Below are 23914 nucleotides of genomic sequence, written 5' to 3'. Positions count from 1 at the left end.
CAAACAGTGAAAGGGTCGGGGCCAAACCCTGACCCTTTCTGTTTGCCCACCTGGTCACTATCAAATAGCGGTCGCTTCGCTATGCTCCATGGGTTTCACCATGGAGGGATGACGAATGACCAGTCTGGTAATGGGCCCCCTGCTGGGCCTCGAGTCAGAGACCGAGTACAGCATCTGTTTTATGGCGCAGGCCAGTTGCAAGAGTGCAGCCGTGCGGATCAACGGCGAGCTGCTGGCTGCCAGCAAGCAGGCGGATACCCCGAGAGGCGGCTTCTGGCGGCTGGTCTGGCAGGCCAGCCCCAAGAGCAAGGCCGGCACCCCCGTCGACTACGAGATCCTGCTGGACAAGCAGCCGGCGCAGGATCTGGCGGGATACGACAAGTGGCAGTTCCATCTGCCGGGCAAGAAGGAGCCGGTGCGGATAGGCTACGCCTCCTGCAACGGCTTCTCCGACTTCAAGCTGCTCACCTCCACCCCGGCCCCCTACGTCATGTGGGACAAGCTGGCCGCGGAGCACAAGGCCCATCCCTTCTCCCTGTTGCTGATGGGAGGAGATCAGGTCTATGCGGACTCCCTCTGGACGAGCGTGCCGACCCTCAAGGCCTGGAACGAGCTGGACCGGGCGGAGAAGGTCAAGCGCAAGGCGACCCGGGCCATGGTGGAGCAGCTCGACCGCTTCTATTGCGATCTCTACTGCAAACAGTGGGGCCGCCTCGAGGTCGCCTTCATGCTGGCCCGGGTACCGAGCGCCATGATGTGGGACGACCACGACATCTTCGATGGCTGGGGCAGCTACCCCGAGGATCTGCAGCGCTGCGAGGTCTATCAGGCCATCTATGCCGCCGCCACCAAGTACTTCCGGCTGTTCCAGCTGCGCACCGGTGCCAACGGGGCGCTGCTGGACAAGGGGCTGAATCACCACTCCTGGCGGCTCGGTTTCAGGGGCTACCAGATCCTGGCGCTGGACAACCGGGCCAATCGCACCCGCGACCAGGTAATGAGCCCGTCCCAGTGGGATCAGGTCAACGCCGCGCTGGCCGCCTGCGACACGGGCCACCTGCTGGTACTGGCGGGGGTGCCCGTGGTCTATCGCGACTTCTCCTTCACCGAGGCGGCGTTCGATGCCACCCCCTGGGAGGAGGAGCTGACCGACGATCTCAAGGATCACTGGCGGGCCAAGGCCCATCAGGGGGAGCGGGCCCGCCTCATCATGCGGCTGCTGGACAACGCCAGGCAGCGGCGCCAGAAGGAGCCTGGCTGCAAGACCCTGATCCTCTCCGGCGACGTGCACGTGGGTTGCCTCGGGGTCATTCAGGACAAGCGGGAGGGGCTCAACGTGCACCAGCTGGTCTCCTCCGGCATCGTCCACCCCTGTCCCACCCAGTTCCAGTGGATGGGGATCCTCGCCATGACCAACGACGATCCCGAATACCTCGACGAGAGCCGGCTGATCCGCGCCGAGCTTATCAAGCCGTTCGGCGCCCCCGTCTACCTGCGTACCCGCAACTTCGCCACCCTGCTGATGGGCAGTGACGACAAGCTGTGGGCCAACTGGCATTGCGAGAACGGCCTGGCGGCCAGCTACCCGCTGGCCTGATGGCCGGGGAAATACGAAGGGCCCGTCAGGGCCCTTTTTTCATTGCGTTGGTGTGGCGGAGTCACGGGCGAAGAAGTCGCGCCGGAACTGGCCGAGCACCGCCTCCCTGTGCTGCTGCCAGCTCGCCTCGTCCATGTTGCCCCGGCTGGCCGCCAGCTGCTGCTCGAGCTCGGTCAACTGCTGCTGGTAGCGGCTGCGCTGATCCAGCTGCTGCTGGCGGCTGGCGGCAAACTGCAGGGTCGCCTCGGCCTCTGCGGCCGGCAGGAAGTGGCGGGCCAGGGTGGCGAGCTCCTCGTCCCCCCACAGCTGGCGTGCCTGCTGCAGCCGGGCCGCCGGGTTGAACAGTTCAGTCGCCAGATCCGGGTGCTCCGCCACCCACTCATCCTGCAAGCGGCTGAGGGCATCCAGCCGCTCGGCCAGCGGCAGCTGCTCGCTCTCCTGCGCCATCTGCTCGAGCGCCAGGGAGTAGCGCCCCTGCAGCCGAAACAGGCTCTCTCCCTCGCCAAGCCAGCTGGCCTCTGCACCTTCCAGATTGGCCAGCCGCTCGGCCAGCGGCAGATCGCTGTCGCTTACCTCGCTGGCGAGCTGCTGGCTCAGCGCCTCCGGCATGGCCCGCCAGCTGGCGGGAGGCGGCTCGGAGCCGGTCTGTGTGGCTGCAACCGGCAGGGCAACCGGCGAGGCGAGCGCCGGGGAGCCTGGCAGCTGTGCCTGCACGGGCGCAGCGGCGCCCGATGGGGGCTGACTGGTTGAGGCCGGGCGCGCCGGCTCCTCCTGTGCGCCCAGGTTGAGCAGCAACAAGGCCAGCAGCGCCAGCGCCAGCAAGCCGTAACGGCGCTTCATCGGCTGATCTCTCCCTTGACCGGGAAGTGATCGGAGAGGTTGCTGGCGGGCCAGAGGCTGCCGTCGCTGCTGCGCGGGATCCAGACGCTGTTGAGGTTGTGGCTTGCGGCGCCGTACTCCCGGCTCACCACCAGATAGTCGAGGTACTCCACGTTGGCGCCGCCGGAGAGCGGGCCGCCGGCATAGGGGTTGATCCTGGGATCGAAGGTGGCCTCGGTGTAGCCGCCGTAGGCCGGCTCGTCGGCGTTGAGATTGGCCAGCATGCCGGCGTAGTCATCGGCAAACTTGCGCTTGTTGACGTTGAAGTCGCCGCCGTAGATGACGGTGTCGCTGGCGGGAATATTGAGGCTGGCGGCCAGGGTGCGCATCTGGCCGAACTGGATCTGGCGCAGGCGGCGCGCCTCGTCGGTGTCAAAGCTGGCGGTGTGGGTGGCGAACAGGTGCCAGGCCTTGCCCCCCTTGATCACCTCCGCATACATCACCCCCTTGTCGGCGAAGCAGTCGGTGCCGGTGCACTGGGGATAGACCAGCTGGGCCTCGCGCACTATGGGGTAGCGGCTGACGATCACCACGCCGCCGTCGTGGATGTTGACCCCCGGCTTGTCGAGCACCTTGGTCTGGTAGGGGTACTCTTTGGCCAGCGCCTGCAGGAAGCCCTCGCGGCGGCCATCGAACACCTCCTGCAGCAGCAGGGCGTCATAGCCCTTGAGGTGTTCGGGCAGCAGCGCCAGCCGCTCGCCAATGCTGGAGGCGATCACCGGCAGCGCCCAGACGTTGTAGCTGGCCACCTTCAACCTGGTTTCGGCAGGCTCGGGTTGCTCCACCTGTTTGGGCGGGGTCAGCATGTAGTGCAGATCGTCGTAGCGACCGGTGAACTTGGCGGCGAAGGCCAGCTCCTGCGGCCCGTTCAGGCGGTGGATGGCGCGATCGCTCTGCCAGCCTGAGCTGTCTGCCGGCGTCTCGCCGCCGTGTTGCAGGGTGCTGTTCCACCAGGTGCCCTCCATCCGCTGGTTGAGGCGATAGGTGTCACCGCTGGGGGTGGTGACCCGGGTTTCGAACAGATAGCTCTTGCCCGCCTTCACCCCCTCGTAGCGGTTGAAGCTGAGCACCATGGCGCTCTCCCAGGGGCCCAGCTCAGTCCTGTGCTGGAGCCACTGGCTGCCGGCCTGCAGCTCGCCGGAGCCGCTCTGGCGGATCTCCAGCTGGACCGGATCCGGGCTGTTGTTGGTGAGGTAGACATCGGTATCGGCTAGCGCCTGCAGCGGAAACTGGCTGGCCAGCAGCAGGGCGGCATAACTGACGGGCTTGTGCATCATGAAGTCCTTTTGGTTGAGACACGCAGGAAAGTGACTGTTATGGCGGGCACAGAGGTCATTTCATTTACATTTTTGTTACAAATAAATGAAAGGCCCCATATGGGGAGGTAGGGCGAGCGGACAGGTTGGCGAAGAGGCGGGGCGTGCCGGTTGGCACGCCCCCGAGGGGCTCAGCGGCTGGCCAGCGGGTAGGTGAAGAGGGCCAGGTGGGCGAAGTTGAACAGGAAGTGGATCGCGATGGCGACGCTGAGGCGCCCGCTCAGCAGGAACGCCAGACCATAACAGGCCCCCGCCAGCGCGGCGAACAGCACCAGCAGCGGGCCACCGGCCAGGTGGGCGGCGCCGAACAGCAGGCTCGCTACCAGCACCCCAAGCCAGCGCCGGCTGCGTGCGGCTATCCCCTGCTGCAGGAAGCCGCGAAACAGCGCCTCTTCCGCCACGCAGGTGAACAGCAGGTTGTTGATGGCAAACAGCCACCACCAGCCGGGCAGTCCTACCTCGGGTTTGAGGGCCCCCAGCTGCCAGGCGGCGATCAGCAGGGCCGCCAGCGGCACCAGCAGCAGTGCCAGCCTGCGCCACTGAACGGCGCCGCCTGGGCCGAGCAGGGCGGGCCAGGCCAGCAGCAGACCGAAGAAGACCAGCGGCTTGTCGAGGTTGAGGTACATGTTGAAGGGCACGCTGGCGGGGCCGGCCTGCACCTGATCCAGCACCTTCAGGTTGGTGAAGCCGGGGATGAGGTGCAGCATCAGCGCCACCGCCCACAGCAGTACGGCGCCCAGGGCGACGGCGCGCCAGGGCTGGGGCAGGGAGGGGGTACGCCAGGCCAGCAGCAGACCTGCCGCGCTGGCCAGCAGGGCGACAGGGCTCAGGTGGCCGAGGCCAAGAGCCGCCAGCAGGGCGACCGCCAGCATGATGAAGCCAGGCAGACGCTGCCGGGCCAGACAGAGCAAGACGGCCAGCGCCAGTGCTCCCCAGATGAGTGAATCAGGTAGAGGTAACATTGAGTCTCCAGGGCCGATGAAAGTGCCGCACCTTAACAATGGGACATCCCATGAGACAAGGCTCAATAAGCTGGTCGGATCCCCACGCGGCAGGAGAGAGCAGGCGAGCGGCCATAAAAAAACCGGAGCTGGGCTCCGGTTTTGGCAAGGATGCGACGCTATCAGCGGCCGGATTCGGCGATCACCCGAGCGATGATGTCGGCGCGCAGGTTGGCGTCCAGCTCGCCCAGGGCGATCAGGCCGGCCTTGAAGATCACGTTCTTCGGCAGGCTGACGTCGTCCAGGGTGGTGATGGCCTCCACGTGCAGGCCGTTCAGGCGGCTGGCATCGCGCGGGCTCAGGTTGACCTGGGTATTCAGCACCTGCTTGCCCTTCTTCTTGGGCTGGGCGGGTTTCTTCGGCTGCTCTTCCAGCTCGTCTTCCGGCAGTTCGTCATCAAAATCGTAAATAGACATAGTCAATCCTGTTGGTTGGGCGAGGGGCCGTGAGCCCGACGTGGTTGTTCCGATGGGGTCAATCAGCCCATATCCTCGTTGCGGATAAAGGCGCGCCAGGAGACGAGCACCTGGGCAAAATCTTCCAGCCCGCACATGGCCAGCTGTTCATCATCGTAGTAGGCGAGATCGTCGAGATCCTCATCCTGCTCGATATTGAGGACGTTGGCCTTCACCTCGGCCTCCTCGTGGGTCAGCAGCAGGGAGTAGTCGCCGCCAAGCAGCCGGTATTCGGTGCGGGCCCGGCTGGAGAGCTGATCGATGATGGCGAACAGCTCGTCGAGTTTCTCCTCGTCCTTGCCCACTTCGTCGATCAGCCACTGACCGATGGCCTCGTGGCCCATGGAGAACCGGGCGCGATAACCGCCGAACGGATCGCGGCGAAATTCATAATCCATAGTTCAGTCCATAGCGGAAGGGTGAGTCGTCATGGGCAGGGGAAAATCCTGCTCCATGGCGGGGCGCATATAGCGTAAAGTGGCCTATTCTAGCGAGCCCCCCCTCGCTTGTCTTGAAGATGTGGCATCTTTGCCCCGCTACCGGCGCTTTGTGGCCGCTCCGGCCCCCGCTTTGGAGATGTGATGCAGCTAAACGATACCCTCGCGCGCCAGAGAATCAGTCGGGCGATGAAGATCCTCTCTTCTTCGGCCAAGGTGATGGATGAGCCACAGCGACTCATCATCGCCTCAAGCTATGCCCTGTTCGTTCAGCGGAGTACCTATGCAGCTCAATGACACGCTTGCACGGCAGATTGTCAGCCGGGCGATGAAGATCCTCTCTTTTTCGGTCAACGTGATGGACGAGCCACTGCGACTCATCATCGCCTCAGGTTATGCCCGGTCTGTTCAGCGGAAGTAGCTATGCAACTCAATGACACCCTCGCACGGCAGATTGTCAGCCGGGCGATGAAGATCCTCTCTTTTTCGGTTAACGTGATGGACGAGCACGGTCTTATCATCGCGTCCGGCAACCCGGAGCGACTCCATCAGCGTCATGAGGGGGCCGTGCTGGCGCTGACCGAGAACCGGGTGGTGGAGATCAGCGACGCCACCGCCCGCGAGCTCAAGGGGGTGCGCCCCGGCATCAACCTGCCCATCGCTTATCAGGGGGAGCTGCTCGGGGTCATCGGCATCTCGGGCGATCCGGACGAAGTGCGTGCTTACGCCGAGCTGGTGCGGATGACGGCCGAGCTCATTCTGGAGCAGGCGGCGCTCACCGAACAACTGCAGTGGGACAAGCGCCACAAGGAGGAGCTGGTGTTGCAGCTCATCCGTGGTGAAGGGCGCGAAGATCAGTTGCAGCAGGCGGCCCGCTTCCTCGGGCTGGATCTGGCCCAGCCGCGGGTGGTGGCGGTGCTGGCGCTGGAGGAGGCCGACCCGGCCCGGCTGCGGGAGCTGGTACACCTGCTGGAAAACCCGGAGCGGGACAATCTGGTGGCCATCAACGGCCTGGACGAGATAGTGGTGCTCAAGCCCGCCCAGCTCAGTGACGGCATCTGGCAGTCAGAGCAGGAGCGCAGTCGCATCAAGCAATTGCTGGCCCGCATCCCCCACTTTCGGGTGCGCATCGGGGTGGGTGATTACTTCGCCGGCACCGGCGGGCTGGCGCGCTCCTACCAGACGGCGCGGGACACCTTGCGCCGCGGCATGCGGCAGGCGCCGCGCAAGCAGGTCTATTTCTTCGAGGATTACCGGCTGCCGGTGTTGCTCGGCAGTCTGGCGGACTCCTGGCAGGCGGATCAGCTGCGGGCTCCGCTGCACAAGCTGGCGCAGGAGGATACAAAGGGAACACTGCTGAAGACGCTGCGCCAATATTTCTTGCAGGATTGTGATCTGCATCCCTGTGCCGAAGCCCTGTTCATCCACCCCAATACCCTGCGCTATCGGCTGACCCGGATCGAGCAGATAACCGGGTTGAATTTCAACAAGTTAGATGACAAGTTCCTGCTCTATCTCGGGCTCAATCTCGATAGCTGACTTGTTCATTCATACAAAAACCAGCGTTTTTATAAGGTGATGTTTGGTTTTTTGACCAAAGCATTCCGATCCCGGATCACCATAATGGCCACCATTCACTCACTAGAAAGGTGCCCGTCATGACCCCGGTTACAGCCCTTGGCGCCCTCGCGGCGCTCTCCATCGCCATCTTCCTGATCCTGAAGAAGGTGCCACCCGCTTACGGCATGATCGTCGGCGCCCTTGCCGGCGGCCTGATCGGCGGTGCCGATCTGACCCAGACCGTCGCCCTGATGATCGGCGGTGCCCAGGGGATCACCACGGCGGTGATGCGGATCCTGGCGGCGGGTGTATTGGCCGGCGTGCTGATCGAATCGGGCGCCGCCACCACCATCGCCGAGACCATCGTCAAGAAGCTGGGCGAAACCCGCGCTCTGCTGGCGCTGGCGCTGGCCACCCTGATCCTGACCGCGGTCGGCGTATTCGTGGACGTGGCCGTCATCACGGTCGCCCCCATTGCGCTGGCCATCGCCCGCCGTGCCGATCTCTCCAAGGCGGCCATCCTGCTGGCGATGATCGGCGGCGGCAAGGCGGGCAATGTCATGTCGCCCAACCCCAACGCCATCGCGGCGGCGGACGCCTTCCACCTGCCACTCACCTCCGTCATGGCGGCCGGCATCATCCCGGGCCTGTTCGGGCTGGTGATGGCCTACTGGCTGGCCAAGCGCCTCAACAACAAGGGCAGCAAGGTGGCCGCCGACGAGGTGGTGAGCTTCGATGGCAGCAAGCTGCCGGGCTTTGCCGCCGCCATCAGTGCGCCGCTGGTGGCCATCCTGCTGCTGGCCCTGCGCCCCATCGCCGGCATAGTGGTGGATCCGCTCATCGCACTGCCTCTCGGTGGCCTGGTCGGTGCCCTGATGATGGGCAAGTTCGGCAAGGTGAACCAGTTTGCCGTTTCGGGCCTAGCCCGCATGGCGCCGGTGGCCATCATGCTGCTGGGTACCGGTACCCTGGCGGGCATCATCGCCAACTCCGGCCTCAAGGATGTGCTGATCAGCGGCCTGACCGCCTCCGGCCTGCCCTCCTACCTGCTGGCCCCCATTTCCGGTGCCCTGATGTCGCTGGCGACCGCCTCGACCACCGCCGGTACCGTGGTAGCCTCCAACGTGTTCAGCTCCACCCTGCTCGAGCTTGGCATCAGCAGCCTGGCGGGGGCCGCCATGATCCACGCCGGTGCCACCGTGTTCGACCACATGCCCCACGGCTCCTTCTTCCATGCCACCGGCGGCAGCGTCCACATGGGCGTGGGTGAGCGGCTCAAGCTCATCCCCTACGAAACCGCGGTCGGTCTGACCATCGCCGTTGTCTCCACCCTGATGTTCGGCGTGTTTGGCCTCGCCTAAGGAATTGATATGAAAATTGTTATCGCCCCCGATTCATTCAAGGAGAGCCTCAGCGCCATGGCGGTGGCCGATGCCATCGAGGCCGGTTTCAAGCAGGTGCTGCCGGATGCCACCTACGTCAAATTGCCGATGGCCGATGGCGGCGAGGGGACTGTGCAGTCCCTGGTGGATGCCACCGGTGGCCGCATTCTGCCCTTCCATGTGACCGCCCCCCTCGGCAACAAGGTAGAGGGCTTCGTCGGTCTGCTGGGGGATGGCGAGCGCGCCGTCATCGAGATGGCGGCGGCCTCCGGCCTGCATCTGGTGGCGCCTGAGCTGCGCAATCCGCTGCACACCTCGAGCAGTGGCACCGGCGAGCTGATCCTGGCGGCTCTCGACATGGGGGTGAAGCACCTGATCCTCGGCATCGGCGGCAGCGCCACCAATGACGGCGGTGCCGGCATGATCCAGGCGCTTGGCGGCAAGCTGCTCAAACGCGACGGCAGCCCCATTGCGCCGGGCGGCGCCGGTCTGGCCGAGCTGGCCACCATCGATCTGAGCGGGCTGGATTCGCGCCTCGCCAAGATCACCATCGAAGTTGCCTGCGATGTGGACAACCCGCTGTGCGGGCCGAAAGGGGCCTCCACCGTGTTCGGTCCGCAGAAGGGGGCGACCCCCGCGATGGTGGCGCAGCTGGACGACAACCTGGCCCACTACGCGGATTGCATCGAGCAGGCCCTCGGCAAGCAGGTGAAGGAGATCCCGGGGGCGGGCGCCGCCGGCGGCATGGGGGCGGCCCTGGTGGGCCTGCTCGGCGCCGAGCTCAAGCCCGGCATCCAGATCGTCATCGAGGCGTTGAAACTGGCCGAGGCGGTGGCCGACGCGGATCTGGTCATCACCGGCGAGGGGCGCATCGACAGCCAGACCATTCACGGCAAGACGCCAATCGGTGTCGCACGCTGTGCCAAGCGGTTCGGCAAGCCGGTGATCGGTATCGCGGGTTGTCTGACCGACGACTGCGGCGTGGTGCACGAGCACGGGCTGGATGCGGTGTTTGCCGTGGTCAACCGCGCCATGTCCCTGCCGGAGGCGCTGGCCACCGCCACCACCAACCTGCAGCTCACGGCCCGCAACGTGGCGGCGCTCTATCTGCTGCGATCCTGACCTTCTTCTGGCCGGTGCCTGGCGCTGGCCAACCCCGCCCCGTGTCGCGGTGACGACCCGCTCAACTGCGGGTCAGCCCGAAACACCTTGCCGATCCGTCGATCGGCTTTTTTCATTATCCCGCTGTATCCCCAGTGCTTTTCTGCGGTTTCTGTATTCTGGCCGCCGACTTTGCGGCATAGTGATCCCCCATAGTACAAGGAGCGACCCATGATCTTGCTGACCCTGGGGGTACTGCTGTTTACCCTGACTCACCTCTACCCCTGCTTCGCGCCCGACCACAGGATCCGGCTGCACGAGCGGTTGGGGGAGCATCGCTACAAGGGACTCTTCTCGCTGGTGCTGTTTATCGGCATCGCCTGCATCATCGCCGGCTGGCGCACCTCCAGCCCCTTGCCGCTCTATTTTCTGCCCGCCTGGGGACCGACCCTGATGATGGCGGTGATGCCCATCGCCCTGATCCTGTTCTGCTCCGGTCAGGGCCCCAACCACCTGCGGCGCTGGCTGGTGCATCCCCAGCTGCTCGGCACCCTGCTCTGGGCCGGTGCCCATCTGGCGGTCAACAGCGAGGCCCGCTCCCTGGTGCTGTTTGGCGGCATCGGCCTGTGGGCACTGGTGAGCATCGTCTGGATTTCGGTGCGGGACTGGCAGCGCCATCCCCGTCCGGCGGCCAACTGGTATGGCACCGGGCTCAGCGTGGGGGCCGGGCTGGCGCTCACCGCCCTGCTGATCTTCTGGGGACACGGCATGCTCACCGGCATCCCGCTCTATTGAGCCGGTGAACCGGCCGGCGTGTTCGCGCGTATGTCACTCATCTGCCTGACAGGAGTCACTCGATGAAAAGGATTGTCTTGTTGCTGACGCTGACGCTGACGCTGACGCTGGCATCCGGCATGGCCGGCGCCGCCTGCCCCGACTACTTCAACGTGGAGATGCGGGAGCTCAACAGCACCCAGCGCCACAACCTCTGCCAGCTGACCGAAGGTAAGGTGGTGCTGGTGGTCAACACCGCCTCTTATTGTGGCTACAGCGGCCAGTTCCGGGATCTGGAGCGGCTCTATCAGGGCTACAAGGAGCAGGGACTGGTGGTGCTGGGCTTCCCCTCCAACGACTTCAGACAGGAGGCGGGCAACGAGAACAAGACCGCCGAGGTGTGCCGGCGCGACTACGGGGTCACCTTCCCCATGTTCAACCGGGTGGCGGTGCGGGGCTCGGATGCGGTACCCCTGTTCAAGGGGCTGGCGGCGGCAGCCGATGGCGATGCCCCCAACTGGAACTTCCACAAATACCTGGTGGGGCGCGACGGCAAACTCATCGGCAGCTACGGTGCCAACCAGAATCCGGCGGACGATCCCCTGCAACAAGAGGTCAAACGGGCGCTCGGCCTTTAGCGCTACCCCGCGGCGGGCCGCTCTGGAATAATGGGGGCCCGCTCTTCTCTCTGGTAATCCCGTGCTGCAACGTCTGCCCCAAATGGTGATCTTCGATGCCCTGGTCCGTGAACAGGGGATCTCTGCCGCCGCCCGGCGGCTCGGCGTCTCCAAATCCCACATCAGCAAGCAGCTGGCCCAGCTGGAGACCGAACTCGGCGCCCAGCTGGTGCAGCGCACCACCCGCCGCTTCTCCCTCACCGAACTCGGCCAGGAGTATGCCCGCCACTGCCGTGCCCTGGTGGCGGTGGCGCTGGAGGCGGACTCCATGGTGGCGGAGCGGCGCGGCAAGGTGAGCGGCGTGCTCCATCTGGGGGTCGGTCAATCTTTCGGCCGGCTGCACGTGATCCCGCGCCTCAAGGCGTTTCAGGATCGCTACCCCGAGCTGGAGCTGGAAGTCTCCCTGTTCGATCACCGCACCAATCTGGTGGATGAGGGGCTGGATCTCTGGATCACCACCTACGAGGACAAACCCGAGGCCCTGGTGGGGCAGCGGCTGGCGGACATCGGCTTCGTGCTGGTGGCTTCGCCGGACTATCTCTTGAGCCACGGCACCCCGCTCCATCCCAAGGATTTGGCCCAGCACAACTGCATCACCTACCAGAGCCGGGAGCGGCGCTACCACGAGTGGTCGTTTCGCCAGGGCAAGGAGCGCCAGACGGTGCAGGTGGCCGGCAACTACCGGGTGGATCTGGCGGAGGCGGTGCGCGACGCCGCCCTGGCCGGGCTCGGCATCGCCTACGTGGCCAACTACCTGCTGGACAAGGAGCTGCAGTCCGGCCAACTGATCCCGCTGTTGCCTCAGTGGCGACCAAATCAGAAGATGGCGGTACACGCCGTCTATGCCAGGCGCGAGCACCTGGATCCCAAGATCCGGCTGTTCATCGATTTCCTCAAGGAGGGTTTCGGCCCCCATCCCTACTGGGAACAGCGGCTGGCCCCCTGGCTCGGCGGCAAATTGTCCGGTACAGAGGAATAATCGTTTCCATATAAGAACACTGGCTTTCGCTTGATACCAAAATCGAGCCAAATCAGCCAGTTGCCGCAACCGGTATCGTGAAAACGTTTTTGCTAACAGGGCTGTAACCAACTGGACTTGCAGTAGTGAGGCTGGGAGCGCAGAATCCGCGCCCATCTTTTGCCCCACCTGATGGAGTCCCTATGATTGCCCTGCTCGGCATCCTGAGCATCCTGGCCCTGGCCACGCTCTGCTCTGATAATCGTCGTCGTATCCCGTTGCGAACAGTGGGCCTGGCCCTCTGCTTGCAGATCCTCTTCGCCGGCCTGGTGCTCTGGCTGCCCGCCGGTCAGCACGTGCTGAACGGGGTGAGCGAGAGCGTTAGCAGCGTGATCGGTTACGGTCAGGAGGGGATCGCCTTCCTGTTCGGCGATCTGGCCAAGTTCAAGCTGGGCTTCATCTTTGCCTTCAACGTGCTGCCGGTCATCATCTTCTTCTCTGCGGTGATCGCCATCCTCTACCACATCGGCCTGATGCCGAAAGTGATCGCCCTGCTTGGCGGCGGCCTGCAGAAGCTGCTGGGCACCGGCCGCGCCGAGAGCCTCTCCGCCACCGCCAACATCTTCGTCGGCATGGTGGAGGCGCCGCTGGTGGTCAAACCCTATCTCTCCAAGATGTCCGATTCCCAGTTCTTCGCGGTGATGAGCTGCGGCCTCGCCTCCGTGGCTGGCGGTACCCTGGTGGGTTACGCCAGCATCGGGGTCGAGCTGAAATACCTGATCGCGGCGGCCTTCATGTCGGCGCCGGCCGGTCTGGCCATGGCCAAGATCCTGGTGCCGCCTGCCGCCGAAGAAGAGGACCATCATCAGGACGTGGTGATCCCGCGTGCCACCAACGTGATTGAAGCGGCCGCCGATGGTGCCATGTCCGGTCTCAACATCGCGGTCGCCGTGGGGGCCACCCTGCTGGCCTTCGTCGGCGTGATCGCCATGCTCAACGGCCTGCTGGGCTGGGCCGGCGACCTGGTGGGGCTGGATCTGAGCTTCCAGATCATCTTGGGCTGGCTGTTCGCTCCCGTCTCCTGGCTGATCGGCATTCCCTGGGAACAGGCTCAGGCCGCCGGCGCCCTGATCGGCACCAAGATAGTGGTGAACGAATTCGTCGCCTTCATCGCCCTGGTGCAGGACCAGACCCTGAGCGAGTCGAGCAAGGCCATAGTCACCTTCGCCCTGTGCGGTTTCGCCAACATCTCCTCCATGGCGATCCTGATCGGCGGCCTGGGCGCCATGGTGCCCGAGCGCAAATCCTTCATCGCTCGCTACGGTATGCGCGCCATCCTGGCGGGGGTGCTGGCGAACCTGATGAGCGCCTCGCTGGCCGGCCTGTTCCTCGCCCTCTGATTGACCCCAGAAGTTAGCACATTCCGGTCAGAGCCCGCTTCGGCGGGCTTTTTTGCGCCCGTCTGCCGGCAAAAAAAAGCGCCTCAGGGAGGCGCGGGGGAAAAAGACAGATTGGAAGCGTCACATGGGTGCCACTTGAATGAGGGATGAGCCATGCCATCCAAGTGTGAAGCCATGATGCCTGAGGCTGTCTGAAGCCCTTCTGAGGCGATTCTTCATACTATGTTCATTTTGCTAAACGCAGTGGAGGCTGGTTGGGGGGGAGCGCGACGCCGTCTGCGGTTTGCTGTTCCAGCGCCGGCAACCAGGTTGCTAATGGGATGCCGGCCGCGGCTCAGGGGGTCAGCACAAAATGATCGGCGGTCTGCTGTTCCAGTGCCAGCAGCCAGCGTTTGATGGGGATGCCGCCGGCATAACCGGTCAGCTCGCCGCTGCGGCCGATCACCCGGTGGCAGGGCACTATGATGCTGAGCGGGTTGCGGCCGTTGGCGGCACCCACCGCCCGCACCGCCTTGGGATTGCCGATGGCCTGGGCTATCTCGAGGTAGCTGACGGTCTCACCGTAGGGAATGTCGCCCAGGGCGCGCCATACCGATTGCTGAAAAGGGGTGCCCCGGGCGGCGAGCGGCAGATCGAAGCGGCGCAGGCGACCGGCGAAGTAGGCAGCGAACTGCTCGACGAAAGGGGCGAGCGCCAAGTCGTCCCGCTGCCACTGGTCGGTCGGGGTCACCGGTTGCTCGCCTCGCACGAACTCCACGTAGCGCAGCCCGTCCCGATCGATGGCGATGAGCAGGGGGCCATGGGCGCTGTCGCAAAAACTGTATTGCATGTTGTCATCCTCGGGTGTCGGGCCTAGTCCACGACCGGCTTGCCGCGGGTCGATTTGATCTCCCCCTTGCGCTTCTTGGCATCGACCCGCTTGCGCTGGGAGCTGCGGGTCGGCTTGGTGGCATGGCGCGCCTTGGGACGCCAGGCTGCTTTTTTCAGCAGTTCCACCAGGCGGTTCATCGCCTCCTTGCGGTTCATGTCCTGACTGCGATGGGTCTCGACCCGGATCAGGATGAAGCCGTCGTGAACCCGGCTGTCGCTCAGCTTGTCGAGCCCCTCCTTGTAGAGCGGGGTGAGGCTGGGGGAGCTGCGGTAATCGAAGCGCAACCAGACGGCGGAGTCGGTCTTGTTGACGTGCTGGCCGCCGTTGCCCTGTGCCCGCATGGTCTGGAATTGCAGTTCATGCCAGGGCAGGGTGACGCTGTTGGAGATGACTAACATACTGCTGTGCTCTTGTTTGGTGCAGCGGCGCTGGCTGGTTCAGCTTGGTGCCTCATAATGGGGCGAGCTGCGCTCCCTTGGTGATGTCGGGAGAGTCCTGCTCCAGACGTAAATGCTATCTTTTTGAAATTAAACAATAAAAAGACTTGGCACAAGAATTGATTCCCCATTCATGACATACCATGGATTGGGAGCAACCAGATGAAGCTGATTACTGCGATTATCAAACCCTTCAAGTTGGATGACGTGCGCGAGGCCGTCGCCATCTTGGGGGTCGAGGGTCTGACCGTGTCCGAGGTCAAAGGGTTTGGCCGCCAGAAGGGGCACACCGAATTATACCGGGGAGCCGAGTATCAGGTCGACTTCCTGCCCAAGGTCAAGCTGGAGATCGCCACCGCCGATGACAACGTCGAAGGGGTGATCGAGGCGATCTGCAAGGCCGCCTACACCGGCAAGATAGGTGACGGCAAGATCTTCGTCTACGACCTGCTGCAGGCCGTGCGCATTCGGACCGGCGAGAACGACGACGAGGCGCTCTGACGGCCCTGACGGGGCTGGTGGTCGATGGGTGTCGCTGATTGACTCCATGGCGGGGCTGGATAGGATTCTATCCGGCCCCTTTGTTTGAACGGCGTTTAAATATGTGATCCCGCAACGTCAGGATTTCTTGATCCCGCTGTCGAGCTCAATGCAAAATGCAAACAGCAATGGTTCTCACTCGATATAGCAACTCAAGGAATGGATGATGAAAATGAAGATGTTGGCACTGGCTTTCTCTGCGTTGGCGGCTCAGTCGGCGTTTGCCGCAGGGGAAGTGAATGTCTACTCCAACCGCCAGGATGAGCTGATCAAGCCCATCATCCAGCAGTTCGAGAAAGAGTCTGGCATCAAGGTCAACGTGGTGTTCGCCAAAGAGGGTCTGAACGAGCGTCTGGAGCGGGAAGGCAAGCTCTCCCCGGCGGATCTGATGCTGACCGTCGACATCAGCCGGCTGACCGATCTGGTGGACAAGGGGCTGGTGCAGCCGGTGGACAGCAAGATCCTGCAGGAGAACATCCCCGCCATCTATCGTGACCCGGACAACCGCTGGTTCGCCCTGACCACTCGCGTGCGCGCCATCTATTCCAGCAAGGATCGCCTCGGCAAGCTGGACACCATCAGCTACGAAGATCTGGCCAAGCCTGAATTCAAAGGAAAAATCTGCACCCGCAGCGGCAAGCATGAGTACAATGTGGCGCTGGTCTCCTCCATGATCGCTCATCACGGCATGGCGGATGCAAAAACCTGGCTGGAAGGGGTCAAGGCCAATCTGGCTCGCAAGCCGCAGGGCAATGACCGGGATCAGGTCAAGGCGATCAAGGATGGTATCTGTGACGTGTCGCTCGGCAACAGCTACTACCTGGGCGCCATGCTGAAGGATCCGGCGCAGAAGTCCTGGGCCGATGCCGTCTACATCAACTTCCCGAACCAGGGGGATCGCGGTGCCCACGTCAACGTGAGCGGCGTGGCCATGACCAAGTATGCCAAGAACAAGGCCGAGGCCCAGAAGCTGATGGAGTTTCTGGCCGGCGACACCGCCCAGCACATGTATGCGGACGTGAATGCCGAGTATCCGGTCAAGGCCGGGGTCGAGCCTTCCGCCATGGTCAAGTCCTGGGGCAGTTTCAAGTCTGACGCCCTGCCGGTCAGCGATTACGCCAAGCACCGCAAGGACGCCTTGCAGCTGCTGGATGAAGTGAAATTCGACTTGTAATCAGATGGGGCCAATGGCCCCATCAACCTCCGTGGTCTCATGAAAAATTTTGGATGGATTACCGGCAGCTGGGCCAGCGCCCTGCTGCTGGCCTTGCCGGTGCTTGCCCTGGTCTTCTCCGCCTTCTCGGCCGACGGAGATCTGTTTAGCCACCTCGCCGATACCGTACTGTTCGACTATCTGGCCAATACCCTGGGGCTGGTGGTCGGGGTCGTGCTGCTCAGCCTGCTGTTCGGCGTGCCGACCGCCTGGCTGGTGGCCATGTGTCAGGTACCGGGGCGGCGGGCCCTGCAGTGGGCGCTGATGCTGCCCATGGCCATGCCCTCCTACATAGTGGCCTACGTTTACACGGATCTGCTCGACTACTCGGGCCCGCTGCAGGCGGGGCTGCGGCAGCTGTTTGGCTGGAGCAGTCCGGCCGATTACTGGTTTCCGGCCATCCGCTCCCTCGGCGGCGCCGCCTGGGTGCTGGCGCTGGTACTGTTTCCCTACGTCTATCTGCTGACCCGCGCCTCCTTTCTGGAGCAGTCGGTCAGCCTCATTCACTCCAGCCGCCTGCTCGGTTGCAGTCCCTGGCAGAGCTTTCGCCGCCTCAGCCTGCCGCTGGCACGCCCCGCCATCATGGTGGCGGTATCCCTGGTGGCGATGGAGACGTTGGCGGATTTTGCCACCGTCCACTTCTTTGCCATCAACACCCTGACCACGGCGGTCTACGACACCTGGCTTGGCTACGGCAGTCTGGCCACCGCCGCCAAGCTCTCCTGCCTGATGTTGCTGGCGGTGGTGTTGCTGATCGCGCTGGAGCGCCGCTCCCGCAGCCGGCAGCAGGTGTTCCAGAAGTCCATGGGCCACGAACAGCCGCTGCGCTACCCGCTCAAGGGTGCGCGGCGCTGGCTGGCCGGTCTCTGGTGCTGGGGACTGGTGCTGGCCGGCTTCGGTCTGCCGTTCGTCATCCTGCTGAATTACGGCGTGCGCTACTTCGAATTGTCGTGGACGCCGGAGTTTGTCCGCTTCGCTGGCAACAGTCTGCTCATCTCGGCGCTGACCGCTCTGCTGGCCATGGGCATCGCCCTGTTGCTCGGTTTCTGCCGTCGCCTCGATGGCGGGCCCAAGAGCCTGTTGCCCCTGCGCATCGCTGCCATGGGTTACGCCATGCCGGGTACCGTGCTCGCCATCGGGGTGCTGGTGCCGCTCACCGCCCTCGACTTTGCCATCAACGATCTGGCCGAGTGGCTGGGGCGTCAGGGGCCTGGGTTGCTGCTGACCGGCACCCTCACCGCCATCGTGTTCGGCTATCTGGTGCGCTTCGTGGCCATCGCCATCGGCTCGGTGGAGAGCAGCATGGGCAAGATCTCCCCCAGCCTCGACATGGCGGCCCGCTCCCTGGGGCAGGGAGATGGCGCCATGCTGCGGCGGGTGCACCTGCCACTGGTGCGGCGCGGCCTGTTTGCCGGTGCCATGCTGGTGTTCATCGAATCCATGAAAGAGCTGCCTGCCGCCCTGCTGCTGCGGCCGTTCAACTTCGATACCCTGGCGACCCACGTCTACCAGTTCGTGTCGGACGAGATGCTGGAGCGCGGCGCGCTCGGCGCCATCGTCATCGTGCTGGTGGGGTTGTTGCCGCTCATCTGGGTCAACCGCAACCTGGATGGGGCGGGGCACTGAGTTCGCCCACCCTGGAGTGGCGTCTGGCCGCCGGTCGGTCTGGTTCAAAAGAATATGAGGAAGTCAGCCTTGTCCTGTTTGCAGGTTGAAAATGTCAGTTGCCGTTACAACGGCCGCAATGTGCTGGAACAGCTCTCCCTGACGGTGGCCGACAACGAGATCGTCTGCCTGCTGGGGGCGAGTGGCTGCGGCAAGACCACGCTGCTCAAGGCCATCGCTGGCCTGCTGCCGTTGGCGGAGGGGGCTATTCGCCTCGGCGATATCCTGCTCGACGGACCCGGTACCAGCGTGCCGCCCGAGGCGCGCAACATCGGCATGATCTTTCAGGATTACGCCCTCTTCCCCCACCTGACGGTGGCGGACAACGTCGGTTTCGGTCTGACCCGGCTCGATCGCCGTGTCCGCCAGCAGCAGGTGGACGAGGCGCTGGCGCTGGTCAATCTGCAGGGGCTGGGGGATCGCTATCCGCACCAGCTCTCCGGCGGCCAGCAGCAGCGGGTGGCCATCGCCCGCGCCTTGGTGTGCAAGCCGCGGCTGATGCTGCTGGACGAGCCCTTCTCCAACATCGACACCCAGGTGCGAATGAAGTTGATCCTTGAGATCCGCGCCCTGCTCAAGCAGCAGGGGATCGGCGCCATCTTCGTCAGCCACAGCAAGGAAGAGGCCTTTGCCTTCGCCGATCGGCTGGCGCTGTTTCGCGCGGGTCACATCGAGCAGGTGGGCCAGCCTGAGCAGCTCTATCGTCGCCCGCAGAATCGCTTCGTGGCGGAGTTTCTCGGCGGGGTCAACTACCTGGCGGCCGAGGTGGTGGACAGTCACTGCGTGCGCACGGCGCTCGGGGTCATCTGCGGCAGCGAGCCTCACGGCCGGGCTGTGGGTGAGTTGCTGCAACTGATGCTGAGGCCCCAGCAGTTGCTGCTGGAGAGCGCCGCGGATGGCGAGCTCAAGGTGGTGGAGCAGCAGTTCTTAGGCCACCACTGCCGGGTGCTGTTCGAGAGTGGCGAGTTGCGGCTGGAGGCGAGCATCGGCGAGCCGCTGGAGGGCGCGCGGGCACGGGTCAGGGTGACCCCTCACGCCCTGGTGTTGTTTGACCCTTTACCCTGAACGCGTGATATCGTCGTGAAATCAATGAACTGGAACCGCGCTGGTTTATAATCGCGCAACGCTAACCGCCCATATCGCCAATGCCTGTTCAGGGGAGAGATATATGAAAGCCCAAGCCGGGATCTGTGCCGAGCCCAATCTGCACGCCCTCTATCTGATGTTCAACCGCACCGGTGACGCCGCCGAACTGGTGGCCCGTCTGGCCAGGTTGCCGGCCCTGTGGGAGGCGGTGGCCGCCGATTTCCCCGCTGCCGGCTTCAGCGGTCTGGTGGCCGTCGGCGCCGACGCCTGGGATGGCCTCTATCCCGCCGCCCGTCCGCCCCAGTTCCGTGGCTTCATGGCGCAATCCGCCAACGGCCAGGAGGCCCCCAACACCCCGTTCGATCTGTTCGTGCAGCTGCGCGCCGATCGGGTGGATGTGCTGCACCACGCCGGTCAGCGCGTCATGGCCCTGCTGGCCGGGCTGGTGGAGCTGGCGGAAGAGGTGCGCGGTTTTCGCAACCTCGACTGCCGCGACCTGACCGGTTTCGTCGACGGCACCGAGAACCCGCAAGATGAGCACCGCGCCGAAGTGGCGCTGCTGGCCGATGGCGAGTTTGCCGGCGGCTCCTACATCCACGTGCAGCGCTGGGTCCACGCCATGAGCGACTGGGAGAAGCTGGCGCAAAAAGAGCAGGAAGACATCATAGGTCGCACCAAGGTCGACAACATCGAGTACGAGTCGGCCGACAAGCCGCTGACCGCCCACATCAAGCGGGTCAACCTCAAGACCCCGAAGGGGGAGTCCATGGAGATCCTGCGCCAGAGCATGCCCTGGGGCACCATGACCGAGCAGGGGCTCTACTTCATCTCCTGCTGTCGCACTCCGCTGCACTTCAACGCTATGCTGGCCAGCATGTACAAGGGGGAGGGCAGTCACTTCGATCACCTGCTGCGCTTCACCAGGGCGGTGACCGGCGCGGCTTTCTTCGCCCCTTCCGAAGATTTTCTGGTAGGGCAGGGCAAATAAGCCCGACCTGCAGATAACAAAAATCCCGGCCTTGGCCGGGATTTTGCGTTCTGGTGCAACCGCCACAGGGCGGTTGCCACCCTTACGGCGTCTGTTCGAACAGCTCGAGGGCGGAGAGATAGAGCTCCTCGATGTCGGTGTCGCTGGTCGGGGTGATGAAGATGGTGTCGTCACCGGCGATGGTGCCGAGGATCCCTTCGGCCTTGCCGAGGGAGTCGAGCAGGCGGGCGATCAGCTGGGCCGCACCCGGGCTGGTGTGGATCACCACCAGAGCGCCGTTGTGGTCGACATCCAGCACCAGATTCTTGAGCGGGCTGGAGGTGGTGGGCACGCCCAGTTCCACCGGCAGGCAGTAGACCATTTCCATCTTGGCATTGCGGGTGCGAACGGCGCCGAAGCGGCTCAACATGCGCGATACCTTGGACTGGTTGATGTTTTCGAAGCCCATCTCTTGCAGGGCAGTCACTATCTCTGCCTGGGAGCCAAATCGTTCTTCTTTCAGCAAGGCTTTAAAGGCCTTGGCCAGTTTTTCTTGCTTGTCGTTATGCTTCATCTTGGACTCACGAATGAGGAGGTTTGGCTGCCTGTCACGCTCAGGCGGCAGATATGAACAGCGTGCCCATTTTGCATTCATATGCCTATTTTTGCAAGGAAGCGGCGCTTGTTCTGCATATTGATTCAAATATAGCTTGCATCCACCCATGCCAGCGTTAGAATCAGGACGAAATTTTGAAAACTTATTCAATTGGGCTGTATGGGTATTGAATTAATCGGTATCGAAAAATCCTGGCACAAGGTGCCGGTACTGCAACAGGTCAGCTTTCGGACCGCACCCGGTGAAACCCTGGTGCTGCTGGGTCCGAGCGGTGCCGGCAAGAGCTCTCTGCTGCGCATGATGAACCTGCTGGACACCCCGGATGCCGGTGTTCTGCGCATCGGTGAAAGTGAATTTTCTTTCCCCTCCAGCCTCTCCACCGCCGAGTTCAACCGCCAGACCCAGGCGCTGCGGCGCAAGGTGGGCATGGTGTTCCAGCAGTACAATCTGTGGCCCCATCTCACCGTGATGGAGAACCTCATCGAGGCGCCCGTCAAACTGCTCGGCATGAGCAAGGCGGCGGCCATGGAGAAGGGGGGCTATCTGCTGGCCCAGCTGCAACTGGCCGACAAGCGCGACGCCTGGCCGGCGCGGCTGTCCGGCGGTCAGCAGCAGCGGGTGGCCATCGCCCGTACCCTGATGATGGATCCCCAGGTGCTGCTGTTTGACGAGCCGACCGCAGCCCTCGACCCCGAGATCACCAAGGAAGTGGCGGAGATCATCCGCAACCTGGGTCAGACCGGCATCACCCAGGTGGTAGTGACCCACGAGGTGGAGTTCGCCCGCAAGGTGGCCAGCCAGGTGATCTATCTGGAGAAGGGGCGGATCATCGAAGCGGGCTCCGCCTCCATTTTCCAAGCCCCGCAAACCAGCCGGTTTGCCGAATTCTTGATGCATTGATATTCAAATCGATAAGGAAGCTGTCATGAAAAAGAGTCTGTTGCTGATCGCGGCCATGGGTCTGCTGAGCACCCAGGTGCTGGCGAAAGAGATCAAGTTCGCCACCGAGGCCACCTACGCACCGTTCGAATACCTGGACGACAAGAACGAGTTCCAGGGGTTTGACATCGACCTGGCCCGCGCCATCTGTGAACAGGCTAAGCTGGAGTGCAGCTTCCACAACCAGGCTTTTGACAGCCTGATCCCCAGCCTGAAATTCCGTCGCTACGACGCCGCCATCGCCGCCATGGACGTGACCCCGGAGCGGGCCGCCCAGGTCGACTTCTCCGACATCTATTACCAGAACTCCGCCGTGTTCGTGACCAAGAAGGGTGACTTCAAGGGGCCGGAAGATCTGGTGGACAAGACTGTTGGCGTGCAGAACGGCAGCTCCCACCAGTCCTATCTGGTGGACAACTGGGTGAGCAAGGGGCTGCTGACCGTGCCCTACGCCAGCTACCAGAGTGCCTTCCTCGACATGATGAACGGTCGCACCGACGGCGTGTTTGCCGATACCGCGGTCGCCGCCGACTGGCTCAAGCAGCACAAGGAGTATGCCGTGATCGGCACGCCGGTGACTGACGCCAAGTACTTCGGTACCGGTTTTGGCATCGCGGTGGCCAAGGGCAATCAGGAACTGCTGACCCAGCTGAACAAGGGGCTGGCCGACATCAAGGCCAACGGTACCTATCAGAAGATCTATGACAAATATTTCGCGCACTAAGCCATGTTGAGCCTGTTGTTGGATGCAGCCTGGATGACCCTCGGGCTGGCCCTGGCCTCCCTGGTCGGGGGCATGGTGCTGGCGCTGGCGTTCAGCGCCGCCGAGCTGAGCAAGCAGCGGTGGCTGGTGTGGCCGGTGGCCACCCTCACCACGCTTATTCGCGGGTTGCCCGAGTTGCTGGTGGTGCTGTTCATCTACTTCGGCTCTACCCAGGTGCTGTTCCTCATCACCGGCGAGTACGTGGAGTTCAGCCCGTTCGCCTGCGGCGTGCTGGCGCTCTCCCTGCTGTTCGCCAGCTACGCCACCCAGACCCTGCGGGCCGCCCTCAATGCGGTGCCTGCCGGGCAGCGGCTGGCGGCGCTGGCGCTCGGCCTTGGCAAGCGTCACATCTTCTTTCGCATCGTGCTGCCCCAGGCCTGGCGTCACGCCCTGCCGGGACTCGGCAACCAGTGGCTGGTGCTGCTCAAAGACACCGCACTGGTGTCGCTTATCGGGGTGAACGAGATGATGCGCCAGGCCCAGATGGCCTCGGCCAGTACCTATCAACCCTTCACCTGGTATGCCGCGGCGGCCCTCATCTACCTAGCCATCAGCCTGGTGAGTGAGTTCGGCTTGAAGCAGGCGTCCCGTTACACCCGCCGTTACGGAGGCTGATCATGCAGGATTACCTGATGACCCTGCTGGGTGGCCTGGCGATTACCCTGCAACTGACCGCCGGCAGTCTGCTGCTGGGCGTGCTGATGGCGGCGGCCATGACCTGGGTGCTGGAGCGCCGCATCCCGGTGGCGACCCAGCTGGTGCAGCTGTGGGTGCTGATCTTCACCGGCACGCCGCTGCTGATCCAGATCTTCCTCATCTACTACGGGCCGGGCCAGTTTGCCTGGCTCAAGGAGGGGCCGCTCTGGCCGCTGCTCAAGCAGCCCTGGTTCTGCGCCGTGCTGGCGCTCGGTTTCAATACCGCCGCCTACTCCACCCGGCTGTTCAAGGGGGCGCTCGATGCGATTCCGGCCGGTGAGGTAGAGGCCTGCCGCGCGCTCGGCTTCTCCGCTAGCCAGACTTTGTGGATGAAGGTGCGTCACGCCGCCCGGCGACTGGTGCCCGCCTACTCCAACGAGGTGATCCTGGTGCTCAAGGGGAGTTCGCTCGCCAGTACCATCACCATCATGGATGTGATGGGGCTGGCCCAACGCCTCAATGCCCAGACCTATGACACCCTGGCGGTGTTCACCGTGGCCGGTGCCCTCTACCTGACCATGAACGGATTGTTAACAATTGGTTTTCGTTGGTGTGAACGCCGGGCGCTTGCCTTCCAGGGCTGA

At 63.7% G+C, this 23914-nt stretch carries 26 protein-coding genes; 18 read left to right on the top strand and 8 right to left on the bottom strand.

Going from position 1 to position 23914, the window contains the following annotated elements; all coding sequences use genetic code 11:
* The first annotated feature begins 115 nt into the window (after nt 1-115).
* The gene (locus tag G5134_RS00595; RefSeq protein ID WP_065018317.1) at nt 116-1597 is read left to right on the top strand and encodes an alkaline phosphatase D family protein; all 1482 of its coding nucleotides are present in this window, start codon (nt 116-118) and stop codon (nt 1595-1597) included.
* Between the two features lie 39 nt (nt 1598-1636).
* Here G5134_RS00595 and G5134_RS00590 read toward each other — a convergent pair whose 3' ends face one another.
* The 5 genes from G5134_RS00590 to G5134_RS00570 all read right to left on the bottom strand — a co-directional run bounded on the left by G5134_RS00590 (nt 1637) and on the right by G5134_RS00570 (nt 5646).
* Complete coding sequence (locus tag G5134_RS00590) at nt 1637-2437, bottom strand: hypothetical protein (protein ID WP_065018316.1); 801 nt, start codon at nt 2435-2437, stop codon at nt 1637-1639.
* A complete protein-coding gene (locus tag G5134_RS00585; protein WP_065018315.1) occupies nt 2434-3750 on the bottom strand; it encodes a sphingomyelin phosphodiesterase in 1317 nt (438 codons plus the stop codon). Before G5134_RS00585 ends, G5134_RS00590 begins: the two co-directional genes overlap by 4 nt.
* A gap of 173 nt (nt 3751-3923) precedes the next feature.
* On the bottom strand, nt 3924-4754 hold the full coding sequence (locus G5134_RS00580) for a CPBP family intramembrane glutamic endopeptidase (RefSeq protein ID WP_017765276.1): 831 nt from the start codon (nt 4752-4754) through the stop codon (nt 3924-3926).
* Nucleotides 4755-4915: 161 nt separating this feature from the next.
* A complete protein-coding gene (locus tag G5134_RS00575) occupies nt 4916-5209 on the bottom strand; it encodes a hypothetical protein (protein ID WP_005308637.1) in 294 nt (97 codons plus the stop codon).
* A gap of 62 nt (nt 5210-5271) precedes the next feature.
* Nucleotides 5272-5646, bottom strand: coding sequence for a YacL family protein (locus G5134_RS00570; RefSeq protein WP_005308639.1), 375 nt, complete (start codon nt 5644-5646; stop codon nt 5272-5274).
* Nucleotides 5647-5968: 322 nt separating this feature from the next.
* Between G5134_RS00570 and G5134_RS00565 the strand changes: the two genes are divergently transcribed.
* From G5134_RS00565 to G5134_RS00530, 8 genes are all read left to right on the top strand, one after another.
* Entirely contained in the window at nt 5969-6106 is a 138-nt protein-coding gene (locus G5134_RS00565) for a sugar diacid recognition domain-containing protein (protein ID WP_231939800.1), read from the top strand.
* Between the two features lie 2 nt (nt 6107-6108).
* Complete coding sequence (locus G5134_RS00560; protein ID WP_005308641.1) at nt 6109-7224, top strand: sugar diacid recognition domain-containing protein; 1116 nt, start codon at nt 6109-6111, stop codon at nt 7222-7224.
* 119 nt (nt 7225-7343) lie between these two features.
* Entirely contained in the window at nt 7344-8606 is a 1263-nt protein-coding gene (locus G5134_RS00555; protein WP_005308643.1) for a GntP family permease, read from the top strand.
* 9 nt (nt 8607-8615) lie between these two features.
* Complete coding sequence (locus tag G5134_RS00550; RefSeq protein ID WP_065018314.1) at nt 8616-9749, top strand: glycerate kinase; 1134 nt, start codon at nt 8616-8618, stop codon at nt 9747-9749.
* A gap of 210 nt (nt 9750-9959) precedes the next feature.
* Complete coding sequence (locus tag G5134_RS00545) at nt 9960-10523, top strand: NnrU family protein (protein ID WP_017787490.1); 564 nt, start codon at nt 9960-9962, stop codon at nt 10521-10523.
* Nucleotides 10524-10585: 62 nt separating this feature from the next.
* Nucleotides 10586-11140 (top strand): glutathione peroxidase, encoded by a 555-nt coding sequence (locus G5134_RS00540; protein WP_421231810.1) that lies wholly within the window; start codon nt 10586-10588, stop codon nt 11138-11140.
* Between the two features lie 82 nt (nt 11141-11222).
* Nucleotides 11223-12158: a LysR family transcriptional regulator gene (locus G5134_RS00535; RefSeq protein WP_010635159.1), complete on the top strand. Its 936-nt coding sequence runs from the start codon at nt 11223-11225 to the stop codon at nt 12156-12158.
* Between the two features lie 182 nt (nt 12159-12340).
* Nucleotides 12341-13537 carry a NupC/NupG family nucleoside CNT transporter gene (locus G5134_RS00530; RefSeq protein ID WP_017787492.1) on the top strand — a complete coding sequence of 399 codons (1197 nt, stop codon included), beginning with the start codon at nt 12341-12343 and terminating at the stop codon, nt 13535-13537.
* A 334-nt stretch (nt 13538-13871) separates the two neighbouring features.
* Here G5134_RS00530 and G5134_RS00525 read toward each other — a convergent pair whose 3' ends face one another.
* Both G5134_RS00525 and arfB read right to left on the bottom strand, forming a co-directional pair.
* Nucleotides 13872-14366, bottom strand: a complete 495-nt coding sequence (locus tag G5134_RS00525; protein ID WP_005308651.1) for a methylated-DNA--[protein]-cysteine S-methyltransferase — start codon at nt 14364-14366, stop codon at nt 13872-13874.
* A gap of 23 nt (nt 14367-14389) precedes the next feature.
* A complete protein-coding gene (gene arfB, locus G5134_RS00520; protein ID WP_005308653.1) occupies nt 14390-14806 on the bottom strand; it encodes an alternative ribosome rescue aminoacyl-tRNA hydrolase ArfB in 417 nt (138 codons plus the stop codon).
* A gap of 201 nt (nt 14807-15007) precedes the next feature.
* On the opposite strand from arfB, the gene glnK reads away from it, so the two are divergent.
* The 5 genes from glnK to G5134_RS00495 all read left to right on the top strand — a co-directional run bounded on the left by glnK (nt 15008) and on the right by G5134_RS00495 (nt 20337).
* Nucleotides 15008-15346, top strand: coding sequence for a P-II family nitrogen regulator (gene glnK / locus G5134_RS00515; RefSeq protein WP_005308655.1), 339 nt, complete (start codon nt 15008-15010; stop codon nt 15344-15346).
* 205 nt (nt 15347-15551) lie between these two features.
* Entirely contained in the window at nt 15552-16559 is a 1008-nt protein-coding gene (locus G5134_RS00510; RefSeq protein WP_065018312.1) for a Fe(3+) ABC transporter substrate-binding protein, read from the top strand.
* A gap of 39 nt (nt 16560-16598) precedes the next feature.
* Nucleotides 16599-18224, top strand: a complete 1626-nt coding sequence (locus tag G5134_RS00505; RefSeq protein ID WP_065018311.1) for an ABC transporter permease — start codon at nt 16599-16601, stop codon at nt 18222-18224.
* A gap of 69 nt (nt 18225-18293) precedes the next feature.
* Complete coding sequence (locus G5134_RS00500; RefSeq protein WP_065018310.1) at nt 18294-19328, top strand: ABC transporter ATP-binding protein; 1035 nt, start codon at nt 18294-18296, stop codon at nt 19326-19328.
* A 103-nt stretch (nt 19329-19431) separates the two neighbouring features.
* On the top strand, nt 19432-20337 hold the full coding sequence (locus G5134_RS00495; RefSeq protein WP_024942028.1) for a Dyp-type peroxidase: 906 nt from the start codon (nt 19432-19434) through the stop codon (nt 20335-20337).
* A gap of 82 nt (nt 20338-20419) precedes the next feature.
* Here G5134_RS00495 and argR read toward each other — a convergent pair whose 3' ends face one another.
* The gene (gene argR / locus G5134_RS00490) at nt 20420-20890 is read right to left on the bottom strand and encodes a transcriptional regulator ArgR (RefSeq protein WP_005308670.1); all 471 of its coding nucleotides are present in this window, start codon (nt 20888-20890) and stop codon (nt 20420-20422) included.
* Between the two features lie 201 nt (nt 20891-21091).
* Between argR and G5134_RS00485 the strand changes: the two genes are divergently transcribed.
* The 4 genes from G5134_RS00485 to artM are packed head-to-tail and all read left to right on the top strand — an operon-like array spanning nt 21092 to nt 23914.
* Nucleotides 21092-21832, top strand: a complete 741-nt coding sequence (locus tag G5134_RS00485) for an ATP-binding cassette domain-containing protein (protein WP_065018309.1) — start codon at nt 21092-21094, stop codon at nt 21830-21832.
* A 25-nt stretch (nt 21833-21857) separates the two neighbouring features.
* Nucleotides 21858-22595, top strand: a complete 738-nt coding sequence (locus tag G5134_RS00480; protein ID WP_042051429.1) for a transporter substrate-binding domain-containing protein — start codon at nt 21858-21860, stop codon at nt 22593-22595.
* A 3-nt stretch (nt 22596-22598) separates the two neighbouring features.
* The gene (gene artQ, locus G5134_RS00475) at nt 22599-23249 is read left to right on the top strand and encodes an arginine ABC transporter permease ArtQ (RefSeq protein ID WP_017787497.1); all 651 of its coding nucleotides are present in this window, start codon (nt 22599-22601) and stop codon (nt 23247-23249) included.
* 2 nt (nt 23250-23251) lie between these two features.
* On the top strand, nt 23252-23914 hold the full coding sequence (gene artM, locus G5134_RS00470; protein WP_010635150.1) for an arginine ABC transporter permease ArtM: 663 nt from the start codon (nt 23252-23254) through the stop codon (nt 23912-23914).

The sequence above is a fragment of the Aeromonas sp. 600276 genome, assembly GCF_049175815.1.
In the GTDB taxonomy this organism is placed as follows: Bacteria; Pseudomonadota; Gammaproteobacteria; order Enterobacterales; family Aeromonadaceae; genus Aeromonas; species Aeromonas dhakensis.
Note: the sequence above shows the minus strand (reverse complement) of the source record. Positions and strands in the feature narration are given on the sequence as shown.

Excerpts from the sequence above, each read along its gene's own strand:
- arfB (WP_005308653.1), bottom strand. The coding sequence starts at position 14,806 with ATGTTAGTCATCTCCAACAGCGTCACCCTGCCCTGGCATGAACTGCAA.
- artQ (WP_017787497.1), top strand. The coding sequence starts at position 22,599 with ATGTTGAGCCTGTTGTTGGATGCAGCCTGGATGACCCTCGGGCTGGCC.
- G5134_RS00590 (WP_065018316.1), bottom strand. The coding sequence starts at position 2,437 with ATGAAGCGCCGTTACGGCTTGCTGGCGCTGGCGCTGCTGGCCTTGTTG.
- artM (WP_010635150.1), top strand. The coding sequence starts at position 23,252 with ATGCAGGATTACCTGATGACCCTGCTGGGTGGCCTGGCGATTACCCTG.
- glnK (WP_005308655.1), top strand. The coding sequence starts at position 15,008 with ATGAAGCTGATTACTGCGATTATCAAACCCTTCAAGTTGGATGACGTG.
- G5134_RS00540 (WP_421231810.1), top strand. The coding sequence starts at position 10,586 with ATGAAAAGGATTGTCTTGTTGCTGACGCTGACGCTGACGCTGACGCTG.
- G5134_RS00565 (WP_231939800.1), top strand. The coding sequence starts at position 5,969 with ATGCAGCTCAATGACACGCTTGCACGGCAGATTGTCAGCCGGGCGATG.
- G5134_RS00555 (WP_005308643.1), top strand. The coding sequence starts at position 7,344 with ATGACCCCGGTTACAGCCCTTGGCGCCCTCGCGGCGCTCTCCATCGCC.
- G5134_RS00560 (WP_005308641.1), top strand. The coding sequence starts at position 6,109 with ATGCAACTCAATGACACCCTCGCACGGCAGATTGTCAGCCGGGCGATG.
- G5134_RS00530 (WP_017787492.1), top strand. The coding sequence starts at position 12,341 with ATGATTGCCCTGCTCGGCATCCTGAGCATCCTGGCCCTGGCCACGCTC.
- argR (WP_005308670.1), bottom strand. The coding sequence starts at position 20,890 with ATGAAGCATAACGACAAGCAAGAAAAACTGGCCAAGGCCTTTAAAGCC.
- G5134_RS00580 (WP_017765276.1), bottom strand. The coding sequence starts at position 4,754 with ATGTTACCTCTACCTGATTCACTCATCTGGGGAGCACTGGCGCTGGCC.
- G5134_RS00575 (WP_005308637.1), bottom strand. The coding sequence starts at position 5,209 with ATGTCTATTTACGATTTTGATGACGAACTGCCGGAAGACGAGCTGGAA.
- G5134_RS00480 (WP_042051429.1), top strand. The coding sequence starts at position 21,858 with ATGAAAAAGAGTCTGTTGCTGATCGCGGCCATGGGTCTGCTGAGCACC.
- G5134_RS00545 (WP_017787490.1), top strand. The coding sequence starts at position 9,960 with ATGATCTTGCTGACCCTGGGGGTACTGCTGTTTACCCTGACTCACCTC.
- G5134_RS00570 (WP_005308639.1), bottom strand. The coding sequence starts at position 5,646 with ATGGATTATGAATTTCGCCGCGATCCGTTCGGCGGTTATCGCGCCCGG.
- G5134_RS00595 (WP_065018317.1), top strand. The coding sequence starts at position 116 with ATGACCAGTCTGGTAATGGGCCCCCTGCTGGGCCTCGAGTCAGAGACC.
- G5134_RS00485 (WP_065018309.1), top strand. The coding sequence starts at position 21,092 with ATGGGTATTGAATTAATCGGTATCGAAAAATCCTGGCACAAGGTGCCG.
- G5134_RS00510 (WP_065018312.1), top strand. The coding sequence starts at position 15,552 with ATGAAAATGAAGATGTTGGCACTGGCTTTCTCTGCGTTGGCGGCTCAG.
- G5134_RS00495 (WP_024942028.1), top strand. The coding sequence starts at position 19,432 with ATGAAAGCCCAAGCCGGGATCTGTGCCGAGCCCAATCTGCACGCCCTC.
- G5134_RS00550 (WP_065018314.1), top strand. The coding sequence starts at position 8,616 with ATGAAAATTGTTATCGCCCCCGATTCATTCAAGGAGAGCCTCAGCGCC.
- G5134_RS00525 (WP_005308651.1), bottom strand. The coding sequence starts at position 14,366 with ATGCAATACAGTTTTTGCGACAGCGCCCATGGCCCCCTGCTCATCGCC.
- G5134_RS00535 (WP_010635159.1), top strand. The coding sequence starts at position 11,223 with ATGGTGATCTTCGATGCCCTGGTCCGTGAACAGGGGATCTCTGCCGCC.
- G5134_RS00505 (WP_065018311.1), top strand. The coding sequence starts at position 16,599 with ATGAAAAATTTTGGATGGATTACCGGCAGCTGGGCCAGCGCCCTGCTG.
- G5134_RS00585 (WP_065018315.1), bottom strand. The coding sequence starts at position 3,750 with ATGCACAAGCCCGTCAGTTATGCCGCCCTGCTGCTGGCCAGCCAGTTT.